Here is a 21233-nt window from a genome sequence, read left to right as displayed (position 1 = left end):
GCACGTTTCGGGCCTGTTCCCGGCCGGATTCGCCATTCGTCGATGTGCTGTTAACCGTTTGTTGCATTCGGGTTGGGCCGCGGATCGAAATGCCTTCCTAGCGTCGTCGACGTGCCAGCAAGTACTACGACGAACTCGCCGCGGGTGGCCGTACTCGCCGATTCCGACACTCGGTGGAAATGGGGCGCGCTCACCGCGAACCGCACCGTTCCGGACAGTCGGCTGAGCGGCTTCCTGCTCCGCGGGCGTGCCACCCCGACGGCCCGCCAACTGCGGGAGGTCGGAGTGCGCGCGGACGACCTGCGCGAGGTCACGGCCATCGAGTTCCTGCGCGAGATGCAGCGGGAGGACGACGCGTACGACGTCGTGGTCCTCGCTCTCGTCGGCGGGGCCGTCCAGGCGATGCTGCACGGGCTCGCCCGCGTCTGGCAGGGCCGCGCGAAGCGCCCCGTCGTCGTCACCGGCTACGTCGGCGTCGTCTACGAGAAGCTCGCCGACGGCCTGCTGCTTCGGCACGGCGCGGACCTCGTCCTCGCCAACTCCCGCCATGACGCGGAGCGGTTCCGCGCCGTGTACGAGGGAGTGGGCGCCGACGCCTCGTCCGTCGTCGAGACCGCACTGCCGTTCCTCGGCGGCAAGCCGTACGAGAAGAAGGGCCAGGACGACAAGGACAACCCGTACACGGTCGTCTTCGCCGCCCAGCCCTCCGTGCCCGACACCCCCGCCGACCGCACCTACCTGCTGCGCCGCCTCGCCGAGCACGCACGCCTGCACCCGGACCGAGAGGTGCTGCTCAAGCTGCGGTCCAAGCCCGGCGAGCACACCACGCACATCGAGGAACTCCCGTACCAGAAGCTCGCGCAGCGGATCCCCGGCGGACTGCCCGCCAACTGCCGCCTCGTGTACGGGCACATGGGCGAGGTCCTCGACCGCACCGACCTGCTGGTCACGGTCAGCTCCACGGCAGCGCTGGAGGCTCTGCACCGCCGCATACCCACGGTCGTCCTCACCGACCTGGGCGTGCGCGAGGCGCTCGGCAACCACCACTTCACCGGTTCCGGGTGCCTCGCCTCCTGGGACCAGCTCGACGCCGGCCACCAGCCGGTGCCGGACGAGAAGTGGGTCGCCCGGCAGGGCGTCGCCGCCGACGGAGCCTACGAGACGGCCTTCGACGCGGCGCGCGAACGCATCGCGACGCTGCTGGAGTCGGCCGGACTCCCGCCCCTCGCCCCGTACTACACGCCGACCACCGCCCCCGGATATCTGCCGCGCGTCCTCGCCCGCCACCATCTCGGCCCCGACGGCGCCCCGCTGCCCGGAGCGCCCGTGTCCGACAAGGAGCCGGGGCCGGTACGGCAGATCGTGCGCCGCGCCGCCCGCGGCGCCTACCGCCACGGAGTGCAGCGCGTGGCGCCCGTGATCCGGCGCATGGGCGAGCTGTGACCCGGCACCAGGGCTGACCGGCCCCTCAGACGCACTCCACGCACCCCAAGGAACCGAGGAGACCTCTCCCATGACGCACCCAGAAGCGGGCACCGCGGCGCCAGTACGCCGGGTGCTCGCCGTGATCCCCGCACGCGGCGGCTCCAAGGGCGTGCCCGCCAAGAACCTCGCCCCGGTCGGCGGTGTGCCCCTGGTGGCCCGCGCCGTCCGCGAGTGCCGCGCCACCCGGCTCGTCACGGACGTCGTGGTCTCCACGGACGACGCCGCGATAGCGGCCTGCGCCCGGGAGGCGGGCGCCGAAGTGGTGCTGCGCCCCGCCGCGATAGCCGGCGACACGGCCACCAGCGAGGCGGCGGTCCTGCACGCGATGGACGCCCACGAGGCCGCGCACGGGGCGCCCGTGGACGTGGTCCTGCTGGTGCAGTGCACGAGCCCGTTCCTGATCCGCGAGGACATCGACGGGGTGGCGGCCGCGGTGGCCGAGAACGGGGCGGACACGGCGGTGACCGTGGCACCGTTCCACGGCTTCATCTGGCGGGACGCGGACGACGAGCCTGCCGCGATCGGCGCCGGGCGCGCCGCCGTCGAGGGCGGTACCGACACCCTGGTCGCCGACCCCGCCACTCGCGGCGGCTACGGCGTCAACCACGACAAGTCCTTCCGCCCCCGCCGCCAGGACCGCCCCCAGGACCTCCTGGAGACCGGCGCCGCCTACGCGATGGACGCGGCCGGTTTCCGCGAGCAGGGCCACCGCTTCTTCGGGCACACCGAGCTCGTACGCACCGACCCCGCCCGAGTCCTCGAGGTCGACGACCCGCACGACCTCGCCCGCGCCCGTGCGCTCGCGCCGCTGTTCGACGCGGACCGCCCCGGCGCGCTCCCGACCGCCTCCGACATCGACGCGGTCGTACTCGACTTCGACGGCACCCAGACCGATGACAGGGTGCTGATCGACTCCGAAGGACGCGAGTTCGTCTCCGTGCACCGCGGAGACGGCCTCGGCATCGCAGCCCTCCGCAAGAGCGGCCTGACGATGCTGATCCTGTCCACGGAGCAGAACCCGGTCGTCGCCGCCCGGGCCCGGAAGCTCAAGATTCCGGTCCTGCACGGCATCGACCGGAAGGACCTCGCACTCAAGCAGTGGTGCGAGGAGCAGGGCATCGCGCCTGAGCGCGTGCTCTACGTCGGCAACGACGTCAACGACCTCCCGTGCTTCGCCCTCGTCGGCTGGCCCGTGGCGGTCGCGAGCGCCCACGACGTCGTGCGCGGCGCCGCACGCGCGGTCACCACCGTCCCCGGCGGTGACGGCGCGATCCGAGAGATCGCCAGCTGGATCCTCGGCCCTTCTCTCGACTCCCTCAACAGTTAAGGACATTTTCTGCCATGAGCTCCAACTCCCGCCTGCGCACTTTCGGTTCCCGCACCGCCGGCCCGGGCCAGCCCGTCTACATCACCGGTGAGATCGGCATCAACCACAACGGTGACCTGGACAACGCCTTCAAGCTGATCGACGCGGCCGCCGAGGCCGGCTGTGACGCGGTCAAGTTCCAGAAGCGGACCCCGGAGATCTGCACCCCGCGCGACCAGTGGGACATCGAGCGCGACACCCCCTGGGGCCGGATGACGTACATCGACTACCGGCACCGCGTCGAGTTCGGCGAGGACGAGTACCGCCAGATCGACGAGTACTGCAAGACCAAGGGCATCGACTGGTTCGCGTCCCCGTGGGACACCGAGGCCGTCGCCTTCCTGGAGAAGTTCGACGTGCCGGCTCACAAGGTCGCGTCCGCGTCCCTGACGGACGACGAGCTGCTGCGCGCCCTGCGCTCCACCGGCCGCACGGTCATCCTCTCCACCGGCATGTCGACGCCGAAGCAGATCCGCCACGCGGTCGAGGTCCTCGGCTCGGACAACATCCTGCTCTGCCACGCCACGTCGACGTACCCGGCCAAGGCAGACGAGCTGAACCTTCGCGTCATCAACACCCTCCAGGCCGAGTACCCGAACGTGCCGATCGGCTACTCCGGCCACGAGACCGGCCTGCAGACCACCCTCGCCGCGGTCGCGCTCGGCGCCACCTTCGTCGAGCGCCACATCACCCTCGACCGCGCGATGTGGGGCTCCGACCAGGCTGCCTCCGTCGAGCCGGGGGGCCTGCAGCGCCTGGTCCGCGACATCCGCACCATCGAGGCCTCCCTCGGTGACGGCGTCAAGAAGGTCTACGAGTCCGAGCTCGGCCCGATGAAGAAGCTCCGCCGTGTCGCGGGCGTCGTCGCCGAGGCCGAGATCGCCGTCGCCGCGGGCGAGCCGGTCGGCGTCTGAGCGGTACGAGGCAGATGACTCCCCGAACCGGGCCGGCGGTCGGCTCCACCCTCGCCTTCGTCGAGAGCCCCGTGCAGCTCCTCAACGTCCTGGAGTGGGCGCACACCGCCACGCCCAGGACCGCCCAGGAGCGTACGGAAAGTGCCGCGCCGCCGTCCTCCGTACGGCCACGGCACCAGCCCGCCACCGGCCCGGCCGGGGAGCCGGACGAACGCGCCGCGGGGGCCGACACCCCCACCCCCCTCACCCCGGACGCCCTCACCCTCGTCGTCCTGTCGCCCACCGACCCCATGACCCGCGGCCAGCTGCGGCGCATGGCGGAACTGGCCCGCAACGAGGGGTACAAGGTGCGCTGGGAGGAGGCCCGGGGCGGGCCGGCTGCGCCCTTCCAGACCATCGGCGGGCTCACCCCGCTGCTGCGCACGGCCCGCCGGATCGTCATCGGCGATCCGTTCTCCCGCTACGTACAGCTCCTGCTGACGATCACGCGCGCCCGCGACCTGGTCGTCGTCGACGACGGCACGGCCACCATGGAGTTCATCTCGCAGCTGGCCAGCGGCGAGCGCCTGGTGCGCTGGCACCGGCGCGGCGGGCGTCCCGGTGCGCGCGACATCGTCTTCGCACCGGTGTCCGCATCGGCGCGCCGCCGCCTCACTCCGAGCCGCAGGCGGACGGTCGAGGTGTTCTCGTCCATGCCGATAGAGGCGGCACCCGACGGCGTCCGCATCACCGCGAACGACTTCGGCTGGACCCGCTCCCGCTTCGGCCCGCCCCGGATCACCAAGGGCGCCGACCTCGTCGGCACGTCCCTCGTCGAGACGGGCGTGGTGGACCCCGACCGCTATCTCGAGGCGGTCACGTCCCTCGCCCGCACCCACGGCGCCACCAGGTACTTCGCGCACCGCCGCGAAAGCTCCGACAAACTCCACCGGCTGGCGGTCGAAACGGGCCTCGAGGTCGTCCGCCCCGACCTCCCCCTGGAACTGATAGCCCGCCGCGGCCCGATCGGCCGTACGATCCTGAGCTTTCCGTCGACGGTCGTCCACACGCTGCCGCTGGCCCTCGCGGGCACCGACGTGAAGGTGGCCGTCTGCGACATCGACCCGGCCTGGCTGACGGAACACGCCTCGCCCCGGGCACAGGGCTTCCTGTCGGGGGTCACGGGCACGGCACGTGACGTGCACCGACTGCTTTCGGTGACGCCGGGCACGGCGTAGGGCGCACCTGCCCGGGCCGTGGCGGCAGCGACATGCCCTGTACCCGGTCGAGGATCGCGGTGACCGCCATGATCGAGCGGCCGAAAACAAGAAACTTCGAGGAGGGCTGTCGAATCCGGGCCGGCCGTTCGACGTAGGGGTGTAAGGCAACAACAACCACCTCTGGAAGGACAGCCACCATGGCTCAGTACGCGATCCTCATCTACGCGCAGGCCCACGTCGACGAGGCCGAGGTCGTTCCCGGGGCGCGGGAGGCCCATGACCGCCACTTCGAGGACATGGTGACGTCAGGCGCCCTGGTCGCGGCATTCGCGCTGCAGCCCGCCGCCGACACGGCGACCTCGATCCGCGGCGACATGGTGACGGACGGCCCGTTCGTCGACGCCAAGGAGGTCATCGCCGGCTTCGCCATCATCGAGGCGCCCGACCTGGACGCCGCTCTGCAGATCGCTCGGGCCAATCCCGCCACCCAGCAGGGCGGCGGTGTCGAGGTGCGGCCCGTCGAAGGCGGCTTCATCGCGGATCGGCCCGCCGCGGCGTGACGCCCCCGGCAGACGTCGAAACGGCGGTCGCGGACGCGCACCGACGCGGGTGGGCCCTGGTGCTCGCCGCGACGGCGCGCGTCGCGCGCGACCTGGACCTGGCCGAGGAATGCGTGCAGGAGGCGTATGCCGCGGCCCTGGCGAGCTGGGCCCGCGACGGGATCCCGAACAACCCGGAGGCCTGGCTCACCACAGCGGCCAAGCGCCGAGCGATGGACGCGGTGCGTCGCGAGCAGACGTTCCGCTCGAAACTCCCACTGCTGGTGGAGCCCGAGGAGACGGTGGACGAGGTGGCCATCGACGAACCGGCAGCCGTCGAGCCGGAGGACGTGGTACCGGACGAGCGGTTGCGACTGATCTTCATGTGCTGCCACCCGGCGTTGGCGCAGGAGGCGCAGCTGGCACTCACGCTGCGGCTGGTGTGCGGGGTGACGACCGCCGATATCGCCCGGGCGCTTCTGATATCGGAGCCGACGATGGCCGCCCGGATGACCCGGGCGAAGAAGAAGATCTCGGCGGCGCGGATCCCCTTCCGTCTGCCGGGAGCGGCTGAGCTGCCGGATCGACTGCGTGCAGTGCTCGGCGTGATCCATCTGCTGTTCACCGCCGGGCACACCGCGCCGTCCGGCGCATCGTTGGTGCGTACGGACCTGGTGGACCAGTCGCTGCGGCTGGCCCGGATGCTGCGGGAGCTGATGCCCGACGAGCGGGAGGTGCGGGGGCTGCTCGCCCTGCTGCTGGTCACCGACGCCCGGCGCGCCACCCGGGTAGACGCCGACGGTCGCCTGCTGCGACTGGAGGACCAGGACCGATCGCTCTGGGACCGCTCGGCGATGGCCGAGGCGCACGACCTGATCGTGGACGGGCTGCGCGGCGGGCGACCGGGCCGCTATGTCCTGCAGGCGGCGATCGCCTCGCTCTACGCCGAGGCGCCGTCCTATGACCGGACCGACTGGCCGCAGATCGTGACCCTGTACGACGAGCTGCTGTCGGTGTGGCCCTCACCGGTGGTGGCGCTGAACCGCACGGTGGCGGTTTCGATGGCCGACGGTCCGTCGCAGGCGCTGGCAGAGGTTGAGGAGCTGGAGAAGGACGGCCGACTCGCGAGATACCAGTACCTACCGGCGATCAAGGCGGATCTGTTGCATCGGCTGGGCCGCTCGGAGGAGGCCTCGATCGCCTACCGCCAAGCGCTGGAGTTGACGGGGAACGACGCCGAGCGCGAGTTCCTGGCCGAACGCCTCGCCGGTCCGCATCGGGCATAGGTACCGGGACGGGGCGCCTGCATGGGCCGGAGCGAAACAAACTAACTACCCTCCTGGGGTGGAGCCCATGCACACCCCGGCCGGATTTCTTACCCCAAACAGACTGAAGTTTTGTTGATCGCATGTTGGTCCGCCCCCGATTCGCCCTACCCTTCAAAGGGTGAAGCAACTGATGTCCCGCGAGTCCGACGTCCCCGGAGCCGAGTCCGCGGCGGAAGCCCTCCCCGGTGCGCTGCCGGAAGAGCTGCGCACCGAGCTGATCGCCTTCCGCCGTGACCTGCACATGCATCCCGAGCTCGGCAACCAGGAGTTCCGTACCACCGCGGCGATCAAGGCCCGCCTCGAGAAGGCAGGGCTGCGGCCGCGCGTCCTCGACACGGGGACGGGGCTCGTATGCGACATCGGCGGCGGCGACCTCCCGGAGCGGGACACCGTACGGCCCATGCTGGCGCTCCGCGCCGACATCGACGCGCTGCCCATCCCGGACACCAAGAGCAGCTGCGCCTACCGCTCCACCGTGCCCGACCGCGCCCACGCCTGCGGCCACGACGTGCACACCACCGTGGTGCTCGGGGCGGGCCTCGTACTCGCCGAGCTGGACCGCCAGGGCCGGCTCCCGCATCCCGTACGGCTGATCTTCCAGCCCGCCGAGGAGGTACTGCCCGGCGGCGCGGCCGACGCGATCGAGTCCGGTGTCCTGGACGGCGTCGGGAAGATCGTCGCGGTGCACTGCGACCCGAAGGTCGACGCGGGACGCATCGGGCTGCGGCACGGCCCGATCACCTCGGCCTGCGACCGGCTGGAGATCTCCCTCGACGGACCGGGCGGTCACACGGCCCGCCCGCACCTGACGACCGACCTCGTCACCGCGACCGCCAAGGTCGTCACCGAGGTGCCCGGGCTGATCGCCCGCCGGGTCGACGCGCGCTCGGGCCTCGCCGTGACCTGGGGCCGTATCGAGTCCGGCCACACGTGCAACGTCATCCCGCAGCACGCCGAGCTGTCCGGCACCGTCCGCTGCCTCGACCTGGAGGCCTGGCGGCAGGCGCCCGACCTGGTGCATGCCGCGATCGACGAGATCGCCGGGCTCCACCGGGCCAAGTCGGTGATCGACTACATCCGCGGAGTGCCGCCCGTCGTCAACGACCCCGAGGTCACCGAGCTGCTGCGGGACGCCATGAGCGCCCGCCGCGGGGCGTTGTCGATCGAGGACACCGAGCAGAGCCTCGGCGGCGAGGACTTCTCCTGGTACCTGGAGAAGGTGCCGGGCGCCATGGCCCGGCTCGGCGTGCGTACGCCCGGCGAGCGCGGCGTCCGCGATCTGCACCAGGGCGACTTCGACGTCGACGAGTTCGCGATCACCGTCGGGGTCGAACTGTTCACCGCGGCCGCCCTGCTGGACGCCGGGATCTGATCCAAGGCCGCTTCGGGCTCCGCAGCGGTTGGCCACCTGGCGGGATGTACGTCCTCGGGCGAGCCCGGAATTCGCGCCAGCCACTGCGGGCGCACATCCCGCCACGTCCCCTCGGCCGCATGGCGCCTGGCGGGCCGCCGGGGGGCTGTTGTGGGCAGGCGTTCCGCTGGGGCGGAACGGGTGGACACAACCTTCGACGGCGGGCGCCGTCGAACGTTCGTCCAGCCTGCGTGCGGGCAAAGACCCGCGTTCGGGCCCTCACGCAGACGCGAGGGCCCGAACGCGCAGCGTGAGGGCCATGTCCTAAGCGCACCTTTCGATCCCATGGTTCACAAGGGCGTAACCGGCCATCGGCACGAATGGATAACGGCCGCGAGAAACCCCGTTCCCTGGAGTGTCTACGCGCGTTAATGTGCGCCGAGCTAAGCACCCACGCGGGGCTGTGGAGAATGGGGAACTTCAGATGCGTCGGATATCCAAACTGACCCGAGCCGCGGTGGGGGTCGCGTCGCTCGCGCTCGCCGCCACGGCCTGCGGCGGCACCAGTGACCAGGCGGACAAGACCGAGAGCAAGAGCAGCAACAAGGGTCTCGCCATCGCTTACGACATCGGCGGCAAGGGCGACCAGTCGTTCAACGACGCCGCCTACGCGGGCCTGGAGAAGGCGAAGAAGGAGTTCGGCTACCAGACCCAGGACATCGAGCCCACCGAGGGCGAGACGGACGCCGACAAGGAGCAGCGCCTCGCCTCGCTCGCGAAGCAGGGCTACAACCCGGTCATCGGCATCGGCTTCGCCTACGGTCCCGCGATGGAGAAGGTCGCCAAGAAGTACCCGAAGACCAGCTTCGGCATCGTGGACTCGGTGGTCGAGGGCGACAACGTGGCGTCCCTGGTCTTCGCGGAGCAGGAGGCGTCGTACCTCGCCGGTGTCGCGGCCGCGAAGGCGACCAAGACGAACACCGTCGGCTTCGTGGGCGGTGTGGACATCCCGCTCATCCACAAGTTCGAGGCGGGCTTCAAGCAGGGCGTCGAGGACACCAACTCCAAGGTCAAGGTCCTGTCGCAGTACCTGACGCAGACCGCGGAGGAGGGCGGCTTCTCCAGCCCCGACAAGGGCAAGGCCGCCGCCGAGGGCCAGATCGAAAAGAAGGCCGACGTCGTCTACCAGGCCGCCGGTCTGTCCGGTCAGGGCGTGATCGAGGCCGCTGCCGCCGCCAAGGTGTGGGCGATCGGCGTCGACTCCGACCAGTACAAGCAGGAAGCCCTCGCCAAGTACAAGGACTACATCCTGACGTCCGCGCTCAAGGACGTCGGCGGCGCCGTGTACGCGCTCGCGAAGTCCGTCAAGGACGACAAGCCGCTGACCGGCACGCAGACCTTCGACCTGAAGGTGAACGGCGTCGGACTCGCCGAGAGCAACCCGAAGTTCAAGGAGATCGACGGTCTCGCCGACGCCGTGGCCAAGGCCAAGGCGGGCATCATCGACGGCTCCATCAAGGTCAAGACCGAGTGACCTGATCTCCGGCAGTGAACGAACGTCAGTGAACGAACGAACGGGCGGGCGGGCGTCCTCGACGCCGCCCGCCCCTTCGTTCGCTCAGCCGGCCCCTTCGTTCGCTCAGCCGGCCCCTTCGGCCGCTCGGCTCGGGCCTTCGTTCGCTCGGCTCGGGCACGGCCTCATAACAAGGTGGACAGAAGGGGTTTTCTCGTCGGTCTACGCGCGTTACTCTGCGGCGGAAGTTAGCGCCATAGCTGTACCGCCAGGCGCTTGTACGACAGGAGCACAACACATGCGCCGGGTTTCCCGCATCGCGGTCGTGGGCGCTGCGACCGCCTCTCTCGCCCTCGCGCTGTCCGCCTGTGGCAGCACCTCTACCTCCGCCGGCTCGTCGGACGCGAAGGGCGACAAGGGCCTTGCCATCGCCTACGACGTCGGCGGCAAGGGCGACCAGTCCTTCAACGACGCCGCGTACTCCGGCCTGGAGAAGGCGAAGCAGGAGTTCGGCTACGAGACCAAGGACGTGGAGCCCACCGAGGGCGAGACGGACGCCGACAAGACCCAGCGCCTGGTCTCGCTGGCCAAGCAGGGCTACAACCCGGTGATCGGCATCGGCTACGCCTACGCGACCGCCGTCAAGGAGGCCGCGGCGAAGTACCCCGACACCACCTTCGGCATCGTGGACGACTCCACGATCGAGGCGGACAACGTCGCCGACCTGGTCTTCTCCGAGCAGGAAGCCTCGTACCTCGCCGGTGTCGCGGCTGCGAAGGCGACCAAGACGAACGTCGTCGGCTTCGTGGGCGGTGTGGACGTCCCGCTCATCCACAAGTTCGAGGCCGGCTTCGAGCAGGGTGTGAAGGACACGAACTCCAAGGTCAAGGTCCTGTCGCAGTACCTGACGCAGACCGCGGAGGAGGGCGGCTTCTCCAGCCCCGACAAGGGCAAGACGGCCGCCGAGGGTCAGATCGAGAAGAACGCCGACGTCGTCTACCAGGCGGCCGGTCTGTCCGGCCAGGGTGTGATCGAGGCCGCCGCCGCGAAGAAGGTGTGGGCGATCGGCGTCGACTCCGACCAGTACAAGCAGGAAGCCCTCGCCAAGTACAAGAACCACATCCTCACCTCCGCGACGAAGGACGTCGCGAAGGCGGTGTACAACCTTGCGAAGTCGGTCGAGGACGGCAAGCCCGAGGCCGGTATCGTCAGGGGCGATCTGAAGTCCGGTGAGGTCGGCCTCGCGGACTCCAACCCGGAGTTCAAGGGCGACACCGGGCTCCAGGAGGCCGTCAAGACGGCCAAGGAGAAGATCATCAGCGGCGAGATCAAGGTCAAGACCAGCTGACACAGCCAGGACCGACTGGGAACCCAGACCAGCCGGCAGAGCAAGATCACGAGCAGCCAGTAACCGCGGGGTTACGTCCGCTCGGCGGGGTGCGGGAAGCGAGGCTTCCCGTACCCCGTTGTCGCGGAGCATCGCCCCTTCCGATGCCGTAGGGGCGCTACACGTAGACGGCCCCCTTCCCCAGGAGAGTGCGTCATCAACGCGTCCAGCAGCCCTCCGGCCGGCGCGGCGGGCGGTCAGGTGACCGCCGTCGAACTCGCCGGGATCACAAAGCGATTCCCCGGCGTCGTGGCCAACCATGACATCCACCTCACCGTCCGTAAGGGCACCGTCCACGCCCTCGTCGGCGAGAACGGCGCCGGCAAGTCGACGCTGATGAAGATCCTCTACGGCATGCAGAAGCCGGACGAGGGCACCATCGCGATCGACGGCGAGCAGGTCGCCTTCTCGTCGCCCGCCGACGCCATCGCCCGCGGCATCGGCATGGTCCACCAGCACTTCATGCTCGCCGACAACCTCACCGTCCTGGAGAACGTGGTCCTGGGCAGCGAGAAGCTGTACGGCATCGGCTCCAGGGCCCGCCGGAAGATACTCGAGATATCCGAGCGGTACGGCCTCGGCGTACGCCCCGACGTCCTCGTCGAGAGCCTCGGCGTCGCCGCCCGCCAGCGCGTGGAGATCCTCAAGGTCCTCTACCGCGGCGCCCGCATCCTGATCCTCGACGAGCCCACCGCGGTGCTCGTGCCGCAGGAGGTCGACGCCCTCTTCGCCAACCTGCGCGAGCTGAAGTCCGAGGGCCTGTCGGTCATCTTCATCTCCCACAAGCTGGGCGAGGTGCTGTCGGTCGCCGACGAGATCACGGTCATCCGCCGCGGTACGACCGTCGGCACCGCCGTCCCCTCCGAGACCACCCCGCGCCAGCTCGCCGAACTCATGGTCGGCAGCGAGCTGCCCACGCCCGAGACCAGCGAGTCGACGGTCACCGACCGCCCCGTACTGACCGTCAAGGACCTGCGCCTGGTCGCCGACGGCGGCAAGGCGCTGCTCGACGACATCTGCTTCACCATCCACGCCGGCGAGGTCCTGGGCCTGGCCGGTGTCGAGGGCAACGGCCAGACCGAGCTGGTCGACGCGCTCATCGGCCTCGCGCACGCCGACTCCGGCACCATCACGCTGGCCGAGGACGAGATCACCGCCTGGCCCACCCGCAAGCGCCGTGAGCAGGGCGTCGGCTACATCCCCGAGGACCGCCACCGCCACGGCCTGCTCCTGGAGGCGCCCCTCTGGGAGAACCGGATCCTCGGCCACGTCACCGAGAAGCCGAACGCGCGCGGCATCTGGCTGGACCCGAAGGGCGCCCAGGCCGACACCCGCCGGATCGTCGAGGAGTACGACGTCCGCACCCCCGGCATCGACGTCACCGCCGCCTCGCTGTCCGGCGGCAACCAGCAGAAGCTGATCGTCGGCCGCGAGATGAGCCACAAGCCGCGCTTCCTCATCGCCGCCCACCCCACCCGCGGTGTGGACGTCGGCGCGCAGGCCCAGATCTGGGACCAGATACGTCAGGCCCGCCGCGAAGGCCTCGCCGTGCTGCTGATCTCCGCGGACCTGGACGAGCTGATCGGCCTCTCCGACACCCTCCGGGTGATCTACAACGGCAGGCTCGTCGCCGACGCCGACCCGGCCACCATCACCCCGGAGGAGCTCGGCTCGGCCATGACCGGCGCCGCCTCCGGTCATCTCGAACACGAAGAAGCCCCGGCAGACGCTCTGGCGAAGACCCCGGCAGACGCCCCGGAAGGCGAGGCCCGCTGATGAAGAAGTTCGACAAGGAGCGGGTGCTCCTCGCGGTGGCCGGACCGGTCATCGCGCTCGTCGTGGCCGTGGCCCTGACCTCGATCGTGCTGATCGCCTCGGGCAAGAACCCGGTCGAGCCGTACCTGCTGATGTTCGAGCAGGCCACGTACTCGGACATCCAGGTCCTGATCATCAACCAGGCCGGGATGTACTACCTGGCGGCGCTCGCGGTGGCCATCGGCTTCCGGATGAACCTGTTCAACATCGGCGTGGACGGCCAGTACCAGCTCGCCGCCATGGCCGCCGCGATCGTCGGCACCCACGTCGGGCTCCCGGCGGTCCTGCAGATTCCGCTGCTCGTGCTGACCGCGGTCCTCACCGGCGCGTTCTGGTCGGGCATCGCGGGTGTCCTGAAGGTCACCCGCGGCGTCAGCGAGGTCGTAGCGACGATCATGCTCAACGCGATCGCGAGCTCTGTCATCGCCTACCTGTGGCTGCCCAGCGTCTTCGGCGTCAAGGTCGGCAACAACAACACCACGGGCGAGATGTCCAAGTCCGGCTGGGTGCCCGGAATCGACATGGGTCCCGCCGGTGAGATCTACGGCTTCACGATCGTCGCCGTCCTCCTCGGCATCGGCTACTGGGTCGTCCTCAACCGCACCCGCTTCGGCTTCGACCTGCGCGCCTCGGGCGCATCGGAGACCGCCGCGGCGGCCAGCGGTGTCGACCCCAAGCGCATGGTGCTGACCGCGATGCTGGTCTCCGGCGGCATGGCAGGCCTCGCGGGCCTGCCCATCCTGCTCGGCGCCTCGCACACCTACAGCGCGACCTTCCCGACCACCCTCGGCTTCACGGGCATCACCATCGCCCTGCTCGGCCGCAACAACCCGGTCGGCATCGCCTTCGCCGCCCTCCTGATCGCCTGGCTCGACAAGGCATCGCCGGAACTCGAGTTCGCGGCGGTGCCCTACGACAAGGAGATCGCGGTCATCATGCAGGGCCTGATCGTGCTCGCGGTCGTCGTCTCGTACGAGGCCGTACGCACCTGGGGCCTGCGCCGCCAGCAGCGCCGCGTCGGCGCGGAGCTCGCCGCGGGCCACGTCCTCGGCGCCACCGCCGACAACAACACCGAGAAGGAGGTGGCTGGCCGATGACCACGGCAACCGCTGTCAACCAGCCCTCGCTGCAGCCCGCCGCACCGGTCGGCCGGAGACTGCCGCTCCCGGTCCTCCTGCTGGTCATCGCAGGCGCCCTGGCGCTGACCTCGATCGTCCGCATCATCACCGGCGCCGACGGCATCACCAACGTCAGCCAGATGTCCACCGCGCTCCAGCTGGCCGTACCGATCGGACTGGCCGGCCTCGGCGGCCTGTGGGCCGAGCGCGCGGGCGTCGTCAACATCGGCCTCGAAGGCATGATGATCCTCGGCACCTGGTTCGGCGCCTGGGCCGGCTACCAGTGGGGCCCGTGGACCGGCGTCCTCGTCGGCATCCTCGGCGGCGCGCTCGGCGGCCTGCTCCACGCGTTCGTCACCGTCACCTTCAACGTCAACCACATCGTCTCCGGTGTGGCCATCAACATCCTGGCCCTCGGCGCCACCCGCTACCTCGCCCCGCTCGCCTTCGAGGGTGTCCAGGGCGGCTCGGCCAAGCAGTCCCCGCCGGTGAACTCCCTGGGCGACTTCACGGTCCCCGGACTCTCCGACGCGCTTCAAGAACTCAACGCCAAGGGCTGGTTCTTCATCTCGGACATAGCCGGGCTCCTCGGCGGCCTGGTCACCGACGTCTCCTGGCTGACCCTGCTCGCCGTCGCGCTGATCCCCGCCTCCTGGTGGATCCTGTGGCGCACCGCCTTCGGTCTGCGCCTGCGGTCCTGCGGCGAGAACCCGGTCGCGGCCGAGTCGCTCGGCGTCAACGTCTACAAGTACAAGTACCTGGCCGTGATCATCTCCGGCGGCCTGGCCGGACTCGGCGGCGTCTTCCTCTCCATCGTCGCCAACCCCTTCTATCTGGAGGGCCAGACCAGCGGCCGCGGCTACATCGGCCTCGCCGCGATGATCTTCGGCAACTGGATGCCCGGCGGACTCGCCCTCGGCGCCGGTCTCTTCGGCTACACCGACAGCCTCAACCTGCGCGGCGGCTCCGAGAACGTCCACGCGCTGCTGCTGCTCGGCGCCGTCCTGCTGGTGGTCGGCGCGGTCTGGCTGCTGATCCGGAAGAAGTACGTCCCGGCCGTGATCACCCTGGTCATCGGCGCCCTGGTGTTCACTTGGTACTCCGTCACCAACGAGGTGCCCAACCAGGTCGTCTCCGCCACGCCGTACGTCATCACGCTGCTCGTGCTCGCCCTGTCGGCGCAGCGCCTGCGGATGCCGAAGGCGGACGGCCTGCCGTACCGGAAGGGTCAGGGCAAGTGAGCTCCGTAGGCGGCGCCGCCCGGGACGCCGACGTCGACTGGGAGGCCCTGCGGGAGGCCGCACGGGACGCCATGTCCCGCGCCTACGCCCCCTACTCGGGCTTCCCCGTCGGCGCCGCGGCCCTGGCCGACGACGGCCGGACCGTGACCGGCTGCAATGTCGAGAACGCCTCGTACGGGCTCGGGCTGTGCGCCGAATGCGGGCTCGTCTCGCAGCTGCAGCTGACCGGCGGCGGCCGGCTGACGCACTTCACCTGCGTCGACGGCAAGGGCGACATCCTGATGCCGTGCGGGCGCTGCCGCCAGCTGCTGTTCGAGTTCGGCGGACCGGAGCTGCTCCTTGAGACCCCGCAGGGCGTACTGCCCCTGTCGGCGGTGCTGCCGCAGGCGTTTGGGCCGGAGCGGCTTACATAGGGCGTTTTTCTCCCCACCCCGCCAGCCCTTTGGACCCCCGGTCCTCAAGCGCCGGACGGGCTGAATTTCAGCCCGTCCGGCGCTTGAGGACGAGCCCGTCAGGGCGATAAGGGGTCCAGGGGCAGCGCCCCTGGTTACGGGAAGGGGCGGGGTGGGGGAAACCAAACCGCCACCCGCCACCCGCACCACCGGAACAAACCGGAAGGAACCCCCATGGACGCCATCTCCGTCATCCGCACCAAGCGCGACCACGGCGAACTCACAGACCCCCAGATCGACTGGGTCATCGACGCCTACACCCGCGGCGACATCGCCGACGAGCAGATGTCGGCCCTGGCGATGGCCATCCTCCTCAACGGCATGAACCGTCGCGAAATCGCCCGCTGGACCGCCGCCATGATCGCCTCGGGCGAGCGCATGGACTTCTCGGCCCTCACCCGCCCCACGGCGGACAAGCACTCCACAGGCGGCGTAGGCGACAAGATCACGCTTCCGCTGGCCCCCCTGGTCGCCGCCTGCGGCGCAGCCGTCCCGCAGCTGTCCGGCCGCGGCCTTGGCCACACCGGCGGCACGCTCGACAAGCTGGAGTCCATCCCGGGCTGGCGCGCCCTGCTCTCCAACGAGGAGATGCTGAACGTCCTCGACACGACGGGCGCGGTGATCTGCGCGGCGGGCGACGGCCTGGCCCCCGCCGACAAGAAGCTGTACGCCCTCCGGGACGTGACCGGCACGGTCGAGGCGATCCCGCTGATCGCCTCGTCGATCATGTCGAAGAAGATCGCGGAGGGCACCGGCTCGCTGGTCCTCGACGTCAAGGTCGGCACGGGCGCCTTCATGAAGACGATCGAGGACGCCCGCGAACTCGCCTCCACCATGGTCGGACTGGGCACCGACCACGGCGTGAAGACGGTCGCACTGCTCACCGACATGGCCACCCCGCTCGGCCTGACCGCGGGCAACGCCCTCGAGGTCCGCGAGTCCGTGGAGGTCCTCGCGGGCGGCGGCCCGGCGGACGTCGTCGAACTCACCCTCGCTCTGGCCCGCGAGATGCTGGACGCGTCCGGACTGAAGGACGCCGACCCGGCGAAGGCCCTGGCGGACGGCTCCGCCATGGACGTGTGGCGCCGCATGATCGCGGCACAGGGCGGCGACCCGGACGCCCCGCTGCCCACATCCCGCGATCAGCACGTCGTGAAGGCACCCTCCTCCGGCGTACTGACCCGCCTCGACGCGTACGACGTCGGCGTGGCCGCCTGGCGCCTCGGCGCGGGCCGCGCCCGCAAGGAGGACCCGGTCCAGTCCGGGGCAGGCGTCGAACTCCACGCCAAGCCGGGCGACACCGTCACCGAGGGCCGGCCCCTCCTCACCCTCCACACGGACACCCCGGAACGCTTCGAGTACGCGCTCCAGTCCCTGGAGGGGGCATACGACATCGCGTCGGCCGACACAGGCTTCACCCCGTCGCCGATCGTGCTGGAACGCATCGCCTGAGCCGGAGCGGAGAGCACCCCCACCGCGTCGCTGTCGCCGCGCGCGATGAGTTCTCCGCTCACCCACGGTCTACCGATCGTGGACGCTCCGACACCCGCACCCCTGGTCCTGCCCGGCGCCGTCGGCCGCGCCGAGGCGGACCGGCTGTGCGCGGACGTACGAGCACAGCTGCTGGCCACCGGCGCTGACGTCGTCGTGTGCGACGCCGCGGCGCTGGCCGCTCCCGGGCTCGCCGCCGTCGACCTGCTGGCCCGGCTGGAGCTCGCTGCACGCCGCGCGGGCGGCCGGATCCGCGTACGCAACCCGCCCCCGGGGCTGCGGGAGCTGCTCCAACTCGTCGGGCTAGGGCTCGAGGTGGAGCGGCACCCCGAACAGCGGGAACCACCTAGCCGTGTCCAGGAAGCAGTGGAACCCGGTGATCCGGCCCTCTGACACCTCTATGACCTGCACCGACCAGGGCACAAAGCCCTTCCCGTCCGGATCCGGCTTGTACTGCGCGAAGGCCGGGGTGCCATTGGCGACGACCGGAATCAGACGGGAGCCCTCGCAGGCCGAGCCCAGCGTCGTCATGAAGCCGGTGATGTCCTCGGGCCCGCGCAGCCACAGGTCGAACGGCGGCATCGTCATCACCGCGTCCTCATGCAGCAGGGCCGTCAGCGCCGCCATGTCGTACCCCTCGAAGGCCGCGACATAGCGGTCCAGGAGCTTGCGCTGCGCATCGTCGAGCGGGTCGGCCGTCGCCGTGTCCAGGGATCCGCCGTTCTCTGCCAGCGTCGCCCGCGCCCGCTGGAGCGCGCTGTTGACCGAGGCGACCGACGTGCCGAGCAGCTCGGCGACCTCACTCGCCTTCCACGCGAGCACCTCCCGCAGGATCAGCACGGCCCGCTGCTTCGGCGGCAGTTGCTGCAGGGCCGCCATGAACGCGAGACGCACCGACTCCTTGGCCACCGCGGCCTCCGCCGGGTCGCTGACCTCGGGCAGCACGCGAGCGTCCGGCATCGGCTCCAGCCACGTGTGGTCCGGGCGGGGATTGAGCGCCGCGTGGGCCAGCGGCGTGGACTCGGTGAGATCCATGGGGCGGGCCCGGCGGTTGCCCGCGTTCAGCATGTCCAGGCACACGTTCGTCGCGATGCGGTACAGCCACGAGCGCAGCGACGAGCGGCCCTCGAACCGGTCGTAGCTCCGCCAGGCGCGCACCATCGTGTCCTGCACGGCGTCCTCGGCCTCGAAGGAGGAACCGAGCATCCGGTAGCAGTACCCCGTCAGCTCGACCCGGTGCTTCTCCAGCCGGGCGTCCAGATCCGTCGTCGTCGCTGTGCTGTCAGTCATCGAACCCACCCCTGTGGCTTCTCCGTCGCCCTGTGCGGCGCCAGCAGTCCGGAAGCTACAGGACCCCACTGACAATCGTCCCCGACCTGCCGATTCCGGCCACGGAAGCAGGCCGGGCCCGGATACTTGTGCGGCTCATGCCCCGATCCTCATGCCGCACCCCGCGCACCGCCAGTCGGCGGTACGCGGGGTGCGACATGCAGTAGTGGTGACCGGCGACCTCAGTGCCCCGCCGGGGCCGCGACCAGCTGGGCCTGCGCCATCGCCGCCCGCGTACCCGCGACCGTGATCGTCACGACGCCGGCCACGGCGAGCAGTCCGAGCGCCACGGTCCCGGACCAGCCGCCCGCGTGGAAGGCGACCGCGCCCAGCGTGCTGCCCGCGCTGGAGCCCACGTAGTACGAGGACTGGTAGAGCGCCGAGGCCTGCGCCCGGCCCCGGGTCGCGGTGTGGCTGACCGCAGAGGACGCGACCGCGTGGCCCGCGAAGAAACCGGCGGTGATCAGGACCAGGCCCAGCAGGACCAGGGGCAGCGCGTCGGCGAGCGACAGCAGCAGGCCCGCGGTCGTCGTACCGCCCGCCAGGTACAGCGCCCCGCGCCGCCCCAGCCTCGCCACCAGCTCTCCGGCCGCCGACGCCGACAGCGTACCGACGAGATACACCAGGAAGATCGAGCCGATGATGCCCTGCGGAAGCGAGAACGGCGCATCCGTCAGCCGGTAGCCGATCACCGTGTAGACGCCGCCGAACACCGTCATGAACAGCCCGCCGATCGCGTACAGGCGGCGCAGCAGCGGATCGGACAGGTGACCGCGGACCGTGCGGCCCAGCGCCTTCGGGTTGAGCGTGCCGGGCGTGAAGTGGCGCGGCGCCGGCAGCAGTACGCGGAACAGCGCCGCGCACACCACCGCGATCAGGCCGATCGCGCCGACCGCCACGCGCCAGCCCCACTCCTGCGCGACCCAGCCGGTGATGACCCGGCCGCTCATGCCGCCGACGCTGTTGCCCGCGACGAACAGTCCGATCGCGGTGACCAGCGCCTTGGGGCGCACCTCCTCGGCGAGATACGCCGTCGCGGACGCCGGAAGCCCGGCGAGCGCCGCTCCCTGCACCGCGCGCAGCGCGATCAGCGCGCCGACCGACGGTGCGAAGGGCACCAGCAGAGCGACCACCACCGCGACCATGAGCGACGCCGTCATCATGGTCCGCCGCCCGAACCGCTCCGACAGCGCGGACATCGGCAGTACGCACAGCGCCAGCCCGCCCGTCGCCGCCGACACCGTCCAGCTCGCCGTGGACGCGCTCGCACCGAAATCGTCGGAGATCAGCGGGAGCAGGGCCTGCGTGGAGTACAGCAGGGCGAACGTCGCGACGCCCGCCAGGAACAGGGCGAGGCTCATCCGGCGGTAACCGGGACCGCCGGGGGCCATACGGGAGTCGGAAGCAGAAGCGGCAGGGCGGGCGTCCACGGTGGTGGACGCCTTGGTACTGGCAGGAGGCATGCCCCGAACGTACGGCGACCTGCATTCATGCGTCCAATGCATGGAATCGCCATAATCGATCCCATGCAGCATGAGCAGAGGTCACAGCCGCGACTGTCACCGTCCAGTGACACGGAAGACATTGCGGCGATACTCGCGCCGCGCCTCGCCTACTTCGCAGGCGTCGCCCGCACCGAGCACGTCACGCGGGCCGCGCAGGAGATGCAGGTGCCGCAGTCGACCCTGTCCCGGGCCCTCGTACGGCTCGAACAGGACCTGGGCGTCGACCTGTTCGCCCGTCACGGCCGCACGGTGTCGCTGACGCCCGCCGGCCGCACCTTCCTCACCTCGGTCGAGCGGGCACTCGCCGAGGTCGAGCGCGCCGCCGAGGAGGTACGGGCGGACGTCGACCCCGCGTCCGGCAAGGTCGCCTTCGGCTTCCTGCACACGCTGGGCTCCGAAACCGTGCCCGAGCTCATCCGCGCCTTCCGTGTCGACCATCCGCGCGTGCGGTTCAGCCTCGTCCAGAACTACGGCGAGGCGATGCTCGAACGCCTGCGGTCGGGAGAGTTGGACCTCTGTCTGACCTCACCGGTCCCCGACGCGCCCGACCTGGTCGCGCGCCGCCTCGACGAGCAGCGGTTGCGGCTGGTCGTGCCCGACGACCACCGCCTCGCGTCCCGCAAGCGCGTCCGTCTCGCCGAGGCGGCAGACGAGACTTTCGTGACCCTCGAACCCGGCTACGGGCTGCGGCGTATCACCGACGACCTGTGCCGGCAGGCGGGCTTCCGTCCCCGTGTCGCCTTCGAGGGCGAGGAGGCCGAAACCCTGCGCGGGCTCGTCGCCGCCGGGCTCGGCGTGGCGCTGCTGCCGCCGCCGGCCGTGGCGCGGCCGGGAGTCGCGGAGCTTACGGTCACCGCGCCGCGGGCGGCCCGCGAGATCGGGGTGGCCTGGCGCGCGGGCATCCCCGACACGCCGCCGGTAGCAGCCTTCAAACGCTTTTTGCTGTTGCGCCGGGGGCACCTTCTGCCGGACTGAGCCGTCCCGTAGCCCGGCGGGACCACGGTTTCGACGCACCGTACGTCGTGGGTTGTGCCCACCCTCCCCCATTGCCTTAAGGGCATGGGAGGTACCCCCCATCGCCCTGCGGAACGCCTGCCCACAACGGTGACCCCCGCCGGTCCGCAGGCGCCATCCGGCCGAAGGGGACGCGGCGGGATGTGCGCCCGCAGCGGCTGGCGCGAATTCCGGGCTCGCCCGACG

At 70.6% G+C, this 21233-nt stretch carries 18 protein-coding genes; 16 read left to right on the top strand and 2 right to left on the bottom strand.

Annotation, left to right across the window (positions count from 1 at the left end; genetic code table 11):
- Positions 1 to 111 precede the first annotated feature (111 nt).
- The 15 genes from ABT009_RS14025 to ABT009_RS13955 all read left to right on the top strand — a co-directional run bounded on the left by ABT009_RS14025 (position 112) and on the right by ABT009_RS13955 (position 17592).
- Complete coding sequence (locus ABT009_RS14025) at positions 112 to 1443, top strand: DUF6716 putative glycosyltransferase (RefSeq protein ID WP_351293079.1); 1332 nt, start codon at positions 112 to 114, stop codon at positions 1441 to 1443.
- A gap of 70 nt (positions 1444 to 1513) precedes the next feature.
- A complete protein-coding gene (locus ABT009_RS14020) occupies positions 1514 to 2812 on the top strand; it encodes a cytidylyltransferase domain-containing protein (RefSeq protein WP_351293077.1) in 1299 nt (432 codons plus the stop codon).
- A gap of 14 nt (positions 2813 to 2826) precedes the next feature.
- A complete protein-coding gene (locus ABT009_RS14015) occupies positions 2827 to 3765 on the top strand; it encodes an N-acetylneuraminate synthase family protein (protein ID WP_351293075.1) in 939 nt (312 codons plus the stop codon).
- Positions 3766 to 3779: 14 nt separating this feature from the next.
- Complete coding sequence (locus ABT009_RS14010; RefSeq protein ID WP_351293073.1) at positions 3780 to 4982, top strand: hypothetical protein; 1203 nt, start codon at positions 3780 to 3782, stop codon at positions 4980 to 4982.
- A gap of 179 nt (positions 4983 to 5161) precedes the next feature.
- Positions 5162 to 5524: a YciI family protein gene (locus tag ABT009_RS14005; protein ID WP_351293071.1), complete on the top strand. Its 363-nt coding sequence runs from the start codon at positions 5162 to 5164 to the stop codon at positions 5522 to 5524.
- Positions 5521 to 6789 (top strand): RNA polymerase sigma factor, encoded by a 1269-nt coding sequence (locus ABT009_RS14000; RefSeq protein WP_351293069.1) that lies wholly within the window; start codon positions 5521 to 5523, stop codon positions 6787 to 6789. The genes ABT009_RS14005 and ABT009_RS14000 overlap by 4 nt, the downstream gene beginning before the upstream one ends.
- A gap of 172 nt (positions 6790 to 6961) precedes the next feature.
- Positions 6962 to 8203 (top strand): amidohydrolase, encoded by a 1242-nt coding sequence (locus tag ABT009_RS13995; RefSeq protein ID WP_351293955.1) that lies wholly within the window; start codon positions 6962 to 6964, stop codon positions 8201 to 8203.
- Positions 8204 to 8666: 463 nt separating this feature from the next.
- Entirely contained in the window at positions 8667 to 9716 is a 1050-nt protein-coding gene (locus tag ABT009_RS13990; protein ID WP_351293067.1) for a BMP family lipoprotein, read from the top strand.
- Between the two features lie 277 nt (positions 9717 to 9993).
- Positions 9994 to 11043, top strand: coding sequence for a BMP family lipoprotein (locus ABT009_RS13985; RefSeq protein ID WP_351293065.1), 1050 nt, complete (start codon positions 9994 to 9996; stop codon positions 11041 to 11043).
- Positions 11044 to 11283: 240 nt separating this feature from the next.
- The gene (locus ABT009_RS13980; RefSeq protein ID WP_351293063.1) at positions 11284 to 12858 is read left to right on the top strand and encodes an ABC transporter ATP-binding protein; all 1575 of its coding nucleotides are present in this window, start codon (positions 11284 to 11286) and stop codon (positions 12856 to 12858) included.
- Complete coding sequence (locus ABT009_RS13975) at positions 12858 to 13994, top strand: ABC transporter permease (protein ID WP_351293061.1); 1137 nt, start codon at positions 12858 to 12860, stop codon at positions 13992 to 13994. Before ABT009_RS13980 ends, ABT009_RS13975 begins: the two co-directional genes overlap by 1 nt.
- Complete coding sequence (locus ABT009_RS13970; RefSeq protein WP_351293059.1) at positions 13991 to 15256, top strand: ABC transporter permease; 1266 nt, start codon at positions 13991 to 13993, stop codon at positions 15254 to 15256. Before ABT009_RS13975 ends, ABT009_RS13970 begins: the two co-directional genes overlap by 4 nt.
- Positions 15253 to 15669, top strand: a complete 417-nt coding sequence (locus tag ABT009_RS13965) for a cytidine deaminase (RefSeq protein WP_181659933.1) — start codon at positions 15253 to 15255, stop codon at positions 15667 to 15669. The genes ABT009_RS13970 and ABT009_RS13965 overlap by 4 nt, the downstream gene beginning before the upstream one ends.
- Before the next feature lie 213 nt (positions 15670 to 15882).
- Positions 15883 to 17160 carry a thymidine phosphorylase gene (locus ABT009_RS13960; protein ID WP_351293056.1) on the top strand — a complete coding sequence of 426 codons (1278 nt, stop codon included), beginning with the start codon at positions 15883 to 15885 and terminating at the stop codon, positions 17158 to 17160.
- 45 nt (positions 17161 to 17205) lie between these two features.
- On the top strand, positions 17206 to 17592 hold the full coding sequence (locus ABT009_RS13955; RefSeq protein WP_351293054.1) for an STAS domain-containing protein: 387 nt from the start codon (positions 17206 to 17208) through the stop codon (positions 17590 to 17592).
- On the opposite strand, the gene ABT009_RS13950 is transcribed toward ABT009_RS13955, so the two are convergent.
- Positions 17503 to 18489 carry a sigma-70 family RNA polymerase sigma factor gene (locus ABT009_RS13950; protein WP_351293052.1) on the bottom strand — a complete coding sequence of 329 codons (987 nt, stop codon included), beginning with the start codon at positions 18487 to 18489 and terminating at the stop codon, positions 17503 to 17505. The genes ABT009_RS13955 and ABT009_RS13950 overlap by 90 nt on opposite strands.
- A gap of 221 nt (positions 18490 to 18710) precedes the next feature.
- On the bottom strand, positions 18711 to 19991 hold the full coding sequence (locus ABT009_RS13945; protein WP_351293051.1) for an MFS transporter: 1281 nt from the start codon (positions 19989 to 19991) through the stop codon (positions 18711 to 18713).
- Between the two features lie 63 nt (positions 19992 to 20054).
- Here ABT009_RS13945 and ABT009_RS13940 point away from each other — a divergent pair, with 63 nt between their 5' ends.
- Positions 20055 to 21008, top strand: a complete 954-nt coding sequence (locus ABT009_RS13940) for a LysR family transcriptional regulator (RefSeq protein ID WP_351293050.1) — start codon at positions 20055 to 20057, stop codon at positions 21006 to 21008.
- Positions 21009 to 21233 lie beyond the last annotated feature (225 nt).

The organism is Streptomyces sp. NPDC002896 (genome assembly GCF_040295225.1).
GTDB lineage: Bacteria > Actinomycetota > Actinomycetes > Streptomycetales > Streptomycetaceae > Streptomyces.
Note: the sequence above shows the minus strand (reverse complement) of the source record. Positions and strands in the feature narration are given on the sequence as shown.